This is a genomic window from Pseudomonas sp. FG43 (genome assembly GCF_057809175.1).
In genome coordinates, this window is the sequence record NZ_JBMDJL010000037.1 from 1 (window position 1) to 5095 (window position 5095).

The window sequence follows — 5095 nt, forward strand, 5'->3', positions numbered from 1 at the left end:
ACGCAACCGGGTTGTATTACTACGGCCTGCGGTATTACGCGCCGTGGTTGCAGCGTTGGATCAATCCGGATCCGGCGGGAACTGTGGATGGTTTGAATCTGTTCTGTTTTGTCAGGAATAACCCATGCAGTGGTTTTGATAGTGACGGCAGGGGGTATAAAGGTATTAACGATGAATTTGAGAAAGGAACAGAACAACGTCGGAAGATCATATACCGGGGTTTGGAGGAGATGAAAAAAGCGGGCGAGAAGGGGTTGGTAGCGGATATTGATCTTGCTATCGAGAAAAGCGTGTTCCTGATGACTCGTGAAATGAATCGCTTGAAGAAAAATGATGCGTCCTCCCTTTTCGAATTCATTGGTATGCGACCTCCTGAGGACTTGAGTGCTTCAAAAGGCTATATAGGGCATGTGATTGCCGGTTATGAAAAACTCATCAAAGCTATGTCCCGCTATCAGAAAGGTGGGGACTTGCGTGAGCAGTTTGTTTTTGTGAAAGACGTCGAGAATGAGCGGCGCTTCGCACATGTGGGCAAGGATGATCCACACAAACGTATATTTTTTACAGGAACCTTTCGGGTGCAAAGTCCTGTGTCAAAAATCGGATCTCTCATACATGAGATATCGCATATTGAATTGCAGGCCAGTGATGATTTTTATTACGAAAAAGACGCGGTGTTTTTATCTATGAAGCCCGATACTGCGACCTACGCTTTGAAAAATACAATTAATAATGCCATTGCGAAAAATGTTCGCTTACGAGAAGAGTACAAACCCAAGGGGCCTGGCGCTCCATCATTCAGAGCATGGTTGACCACTGTCGCGGATTTCTGGGGTGTTTATACCATGGCGCAAATAACGCCTGAAGAAAGTGCGAAGTTTCACGGCTTATCCAAAGACCGCTTCGTTCAGGTCCGGAGTAGAAGCAGTGACCATCCTCCGCGCAAAGAGGTGTTGTGGCAGTGAGTCAAAAAAAACCAACGACACCCTGCGGATGGAGATACGCAGGGTGTTGCCAGGGGGCTGACGCACTTCCTGGCTACAAGCTACTTGAGGCTTATAAATAAAAAAGCTGCAGCTTAGAGCCCCCAAGGACAAAACATGAATAGTCGATCTGCCGCATTATACCGGCATACGCCAGAACTACAGAGGATGGACCCTCGCGGCCTTCCTCTGGCCGCGGTGGCTTTTTGTCGTAGGGATGCAGCCGAGGAGCCTCAGGTTCGTGTCCATCGAAACTCTTTCAATGCTGCGGGGCGTGCCGCTCTTCAGTGGGACCCGAGGTTATGGGCCGACCAGGCGCCTGCCAATCTCGCGATGACTTACTCTTTGAGCGGTCGGATGCTGGCCTGTGACAGCGTCGATGCCGGCTGGCGCTTGGTGCTGCCGGGGGACGCAGGCCAGGCGGTTGAAAGTTGGGATGGGCGAGGAACCGTGAGTCGTATTGTTCACGATTTGTTGCTTCGGCCGATTGCCGTGTCTGAAGGTTCTCTGTGCGTGCAGCGGTTTTCCTATGGGGGGCCGGATTCGGCTGATCAGAATCTGTGCGGTCAATTGATTCGCCATGACGATCCGGCGGGCACGTGGCTGAATAGCGAGTTCGGTTTGAATGGTGCAGTCATTGAGCAGACGCAGCATTTTCTCAAGGACTTCACCGGTCCCGACTGGCCCGAATCACTGACAGAGCGCGACGCCTTGCTGGAGCCCGGTAGCGGTGCGACCACGGGCTGGTCATATAACCCGCTTGGCGAGGTCATTCGGCAAACCGATGCGCAGGGGAATGTTTATGCGTTGGCGCATTCTGTTGCTGGTCAGTTGAAAGAGAGCCGCTTACAACTCAAGGGCAAGTCGTCGCAGGTTATCGTCAGCGATATTCACTACGACGCTCAGGACCGGGTCGAATCTGAAGTGGCTGGCAATGGTGTGATCAGTACGGCGCAGTACCAGAACGAAGACGGCCGTCTGGTGCAACTCAGTTCCAGGCGCAGTAATGGGCAGGTCTTGCAGGAGCTGACTTACAACTACGACCCGGTCGGCAACGTGATTCATATCGAAGATCGTGCCCAGCCGATCCGGTACTTCGCCAATCAGCGCATCGAGCCGGTTTCAACGTATCAATACGACACGCTGTATCAACTGACAGAAGCCACGGGTCGAGAGCTGGCGACGGTCAATCACGGCCCCGTCTTTGCAGATTTTCAGAGCCCAGCGGACCCCGCACAACTGGCCAATTACACGCAGACCTACGATTACGATGCGGGTGGCAATCTGAAGCAGTTGACTCATGTCGGGTCGCAGAGTCATTCCCGGATTCTGGTGACCGCTTTGCATAGCAATCGCAGCCTGCCAGTGATCAATAACCAACCGCCCAGCGAAGAAGACATCGCCGCAGCTTTTGATGGCAACGGCAACCTGCTGGCATTGCAAGCGGGGCAAACCCTGAGCTGGGACCTTCGTAACCAGTTGCAGGAGGTAAGGCCGGTTGTGCGCGAGTCCGGCGTCGACGACAGCGAGCGCTATATCTACGACGCCAGCGGCCAACGCCTACGCAAAGTGCGCACGACCCAGGCCAAGGCCGTCACCCATATCGCAGAAGTGCGCTACCTGCCGGGTCTGGAAATCCGCACCGATACCGCCACCGGCGAAACCTTGCAGGTCATCACGGCACAGGCCGGGCGCAACGGCGTGCGTGTTCTGCACTGGCAGGCCGGAAAACCTGCCGAACTGACCAATGATCAATACCGCTACAGCCTGACCGATCATCTGGGGTCAAGCACCCTGGAGCTGGACAAGGATGCTCAGATCATCAGCCAGGAAAGTTATTACCCATTTGGTGGGACTTCATGGTGGGCTGACCGCGATTCTATTGAAGCCAACTACAAGACGGTGCGTTATTCAGGCAAGGAGCGAGACGCAACCGGGTTGTATTACTACGGCCTGCGGTATTACGCGCCGTGGTTGCAGCGTTGGATCAATCCGGACCCGGCGGGAACTGTGGATGGGTTGAATCTGTTCTGTTTTGTCAGGAATAACCCATGCAGTGGTTTTGATAGTGACGGCAGGGGGTATAAAGGTATTAATGATCTGCGTGAGCTGTCTCTTAAATATATCAGGAAGCTGAATGTTAAATACCGAGGGGTTGAGGAAATGCAGAAGGCGGGTGAGCATCCTTTGGTCTTTACTCTCGATGTTGCGATAGATACAAGTCTGCAAATGATGGAACGCGAAGTGAGGCGTTTGAAAGCCAATGATGTGACCAGGCTCTATGAATTTGTGGGCGCTCCGGTTCCAGATAACTCGAATCATGAAGATACGTTTGCGACCTATGTGGCTGCCGGTTATGAAGAGCTTATCAAGGGTATGTCTGCCTATCAGGCAGGGGGAGATTTACGTGAGCAACTCGTTTACGTGGAGCATGGAAAGGGACATAAAGACGCTTCAGATACATTGGCATTTACTCTTTTGTATGATCCCAATAAGCGGATATTTTTTAATCAGAATTTTAGAGGGCAAAATGTCATGGGGCGAATAAATACGTTGGTACATGAACTGTCGCACACAGTTTTGGATACGGGTGATGCATTCTATTATGACGTATTCGATACGAGGGCTGATTATCCGGTTGAATATACGTGCGGAGAATTAAGTCGTTATAAGGAAAGAGCGATTGAACAGAACATTGATTTGCGGAAGGGCTACAGATCCTGGGCTCATGGGTTCAAGTCATTTGAAATGTGGTTGGCCCAGAGTGCGGATTTTTGGAGTGTTTATGTCGGTCTTCAGACTTCATCCCAGGAAAACGAGGTTTTGCATAATGTGTCTGTGGACCGTTTCGATACAAGGGCGGACGTCAGGAACGATTTTTCATTCAATGATCATCTAGATCAGATAATGAAACTCCGATCCGGTCAGGTCAGGCGGCCTGACCTGCGATGAAAACCACCCTCTATCCAAAGAGGGTAGTGGTCGCAAGCCGTATCCGCTGAAATCAATGCCGCCCATCCAGTGCATACCTTCCTGACGTTGGTTGACAACTAGCCTTAAGGGACTGGATTCAGGGACGATTCTAATCATGGCTGGCTGGTCCGCTGATTTGCATCGACACACTCCGAGCTTGCAGGTGATAGATCCGCGCGGTCTGCCTGTCGATACAATTGCATTCTACCGTTGCCAAGTGACCGAAGAGCTGGACGCCCGTGTTGGCCATGTGCAATTCGACCTTGCAGGACATCTGGTTCGTACTTGGGATCCTCGGCTGTTGGAGCCACAATTGACGGCCAACCTTTCCATGATTCATTCGCTCAGTGGCAAGATATTGGCCACTGAGAGCGTCGATGCCGGTTGGCGGGTTTCGTTGCCTGGCGAGGGGCGTGAAGAGCTGAACGCCTGGGATGGCCGAGGCACCATTCGGCGCATGGAATACGATGCGTTGCTCAGGCCAACGGGTGTTTTTGAACGTGACCGATGTGTCGAGCGTCTCGCCTATGGTGATGTGCATTCGGCTCCCCGCAATCAGTGTGGCCAGTTGATTCGTCACGACGATCCAGCGGGCACTCTGTTGAGTCGTGAATTTGGTTTGACCGGTGCAGTGATCGAGCAGACGCAGCATTTCCTGCGCACTATCGATTCGCCCGACCGGCCCGAATCACTGTCAGAGCGCGACGCCTTGCTGGAGCCCGGTAGCGGCGCGACCACGGGCTGGTCATATAACCCGCTTGGCGAGGTCATTCGGCAAACCGATGCGCAGGGGAATGCTCATGCGTTGGCGCATTCTGTTGCTGGTCAGTTGAAAGAGAGCCACTTACAACTCCAGGGCAAGCCGTCGCAGGTTATCGTCAGCGATATTCACTACGACGCTCAGGAGCGGGTCGAATCTGAAGTTGCTGGCAATGGGGTGATCAGCACGGCGCAGTACCAGGATGAAGACGGTCGTCTGGTGCAACTCAGTTCCAGGCGCAGTAACGGGCAGGTCTTGCAGGACCTGACTTACGACTACGATCCGGTGGGCAATGTGACTCGTATCGAAGACCGCGCCCAACCTATCCGGTACTTCGCCAATCAGCGCATAGAGCCGGTTTCAACGTATCAATACGACA

Annotated in this window: 2 protein-coding genes and 1 pseudogene; all 3 read left to right on the forward strand. The window is 52.9% G+C overall.

Annotated elements, in window-relative coordinates; genetic code table 11:
* Positions 1 to 965: RHS repeat-associated core domain-containing protein (locus ACODS3_RS26440; protein WP_489037000.1), on the forward strand; the 965-nt coding region annotated here is incomplete at its 5' end.
* Positions 966 to 1100: 135 nt separating this feature from the next.
* On the forward strand, positions 1101 to 3935 hold the full coding sequence (locus tag ACODS3_RS26445; RefSeq protein WP_025258710.1) for an RHS repeat domain-containing protein: 2835 nt from the start codon (positions 1101 to 1103) through the stop codon (positions 3933 to 3935).
* A 136-nt stretch (positions 3936 to 4071) separates the two neighbouring features.
* Positions 4072 to 5095 (forward strand): annotated as a pseudogene (locus tag ACODS3_RS26450) (RHS repeat domain-containing protein); the annotation flags it as partial.